Below are 2,022 nucleotides of genomic sequence, written 5' to 3'. Positions count from 1 at the left end.
CCCGCCACCGGAATCGAGGTAAACGCCGACACCACCCACGAACTCAGCGCTTAACCAGCACCAACGAAGGATCGCAGCGCTACACCACTACTCGGGACTTGACCCCCACAGCGGGTCGGAGGTGCGGGCCGTGAACAGTCCAGAACCGGTGATGCCGCGAAACTTCATCGTCGGCCCCGCCAATGCCCGAGCCCACCGCTCCTCGTCATTGCATTCGGCGGCCAGTGAGGCGCCGGTGACGATCGTCAGGTGCACGTCGAGAAGTTTGCGTTCGAAGATCGGCCCCAACCGTTCGGTCAGGACCATCTCGTGTTGGGTGGGGCGGTGCCGGTCTGCGCCGAAGATGTCGCCGAGGATCGGGATACGGGGCCCCGGATGTGGGAAGCGGGTGTCGAGCTTCATGCGCCGACCCTATCGGCCCCACCCTGCGACGTTGGGAGGGACTGGACCGCGGTGAAGGCCACCGGCAACCCATCCTTCGGGATCGGGATCGCGCTGTAGTCCATCGGAGCGATGTACCCGTCCGGCACAGACAGGGTGAACCTGCTCAACAGTTCGGCGTACACCAACCGGATCTGCTGCATCGCCAAGAACATGCCCAGGCACTGGTGGGCGCCCCCACCGAACGGGGTCCACGCGTACTTGTGCACCTCGGCCAGGCGTTCAGGAGTGAACCGGTCCGGGTCGAAAGTATGCGGGTCCGGCCACACCTTCGGGTTGCGGTGGTTAGTCAACGCGGGAACGGTCACCCGGGTGCCGGCAGGCAGGTAGCGGCCCAACACTTGGGTGTCGGACACGACCAGTCGCGGGTACGCCGACACCGGCGGGCACAGCCTGATCGACTCGCGCACCACCCGATCCAAGATCGGTAGTCCCGCCGCCGACACGTCCTCATAGCCGGGGTCGGTCAGGCCCGACACCTCGGCGCGGACTTGGTCCTGCCAGTGCGGGTGCGCCGCCAGCTGGTATCCGGTCTGTGTCAGCGCGACCTGGCTGGTGTCGTGGGCTGCCATCAGCAGGAAGATCATGTGGTCGATGACTTCGGTGTCGGTGAGGCGTTGCCCGTCGACCTCGGCGGTGGACAGCCGCGTGAACAAGTCGGTGCCGTCGCCTCGGCGTTTGGCGGGTAGGTGCTCGGCGAAGAACTGTTCCAGCGCCCGCCGCCCTACCCTGCCTCGCTGGTAGCGGCTACCCGGGATGGGTAGCCGCAGCAGGCTGGTGCCAGCCCGAACTGTGTCGGTGAACGCCGCCCGCACCTGCTGCTGCTGTTGGTCAGTGAGATCGACATCGACGAACACCTGCAGCGCAGTCTGGAACGCCATCTGTTTGAACAGGGGGTACAGGCGCACTGTGCCCGGGGTGATCGAGTCCAGTTCGGCGCACACCACCTCCCGCATCCGCGGAAAGTAGGACTGCAGTGCGGTTGAGGTGAACGCTTGCGCCATGATCCGCCGATGCCTCAAATGATCGGGTGGGTCCATCAGCATCAGCCCGCCACCAAAGAACGGGCCGATCAGTAGATCCCAGCCGGCGTTGGAGAATGCGCCGTCCCGGTTCGCGAGGATTTCCTCTGCCGCCTCCGCCCCGGTGGCCATCACCATGTTGGTGCCGAAGAACCTGGTGGCCCCCACTTCCCCGTACCGTTCGCGGCGCACCTCACCGAACCCGATCGGGTCTTTTCGGGCCCGCAGTAGCTGCAACACACTCGGAGACCACGAGCCCTCCACGTCGAGCAGGCCAGAACCCTCGGGGGCTGTGATGTACCGGCGGTTACGCATACGCCCAGTATCGCCGACACCCACTCTCCCCGTTTCTTCTGTGCAAGCCCTGGATGATTCCAGTCCCCTCGTTCACACTGGGTCGGATGGGAACTTGGCATGTGGTGGCATGGCACACCTCGAACGGGCCGGCGATGGTGGGTCAAGTCCCGAGTAGTGGTGTAGCGCTGCGATCCTTCGTTGGTGCTGGTTAAGCGCTGAGTTCGTGGGTGGTGTCGGCGTTTACCTCGATTCCGGTGGCGGG

Annotated in this window: 2 protein-coding genes; both read right to left on the bottom strand. The window is 65.1% G+C overall.

The window, feature by feature from the left end; translation table 11 throughout:
• Window positions 1-87: 87 nt before the first annotated feature.
• Window positions 88-402: a hypothetical protein gene (locus ACFFJD_RS16745; RefSeq protein ID WP_382366240.1), complete on the bottom strand. Its 315-nt coding sequence runs from the start codon at window positions 400-402 to the stop codon at window positions 88-90.
• A complete protein-coding gene (locus ACFFJD_RS16740; RefSeq protein ID WP_382366238.1) occupies window positions 399-1,778 on the bottom strand; it encodes a cytochrome P450 in 1,380 nt (459 codons plus the stop codon). Before ACFFJD_RS16740 ends, ACFFJD_RS16745 begins: the two co-directional genes overlap by 4 nt.
• Between the last annotated feature and the right edge of the window lie 244 nt (window positions 1,779-2,022).

Origin of the sequence: Gordonia phosphorivorans, from assembly GCF_042432625.1 — a bacterium.
Classification (GTDB): domain Bacteria; phylum Actinomycetota; class Actinomycetes; order Mycobacteriales; family Mycobacteriaceae; genus Gordonia; species Gordonia phosphorivorans.
This window is presented reverse-complemented; position numbering and strand designations above follow the sequence as displayed.

What these genes read in the sequence shown, in the direction of transcription:
- ACFFJD_RS16745 (WP_382366240.1), bottom strand. Translation starts at nt 402, where the DNA reads ATGAAGCTCGACACCCGCTTCCCACATCCGGGGCCCCGTATCCCGATC.
- ACFFJD_RS16740 (WP_382366238.1), bottom strand. Translation starts at nt 1,778, where the DNA reads ATGCGTAACCGCCGGTACATCACAGCCCCCGAGGGTTCTGGCCTGCTC.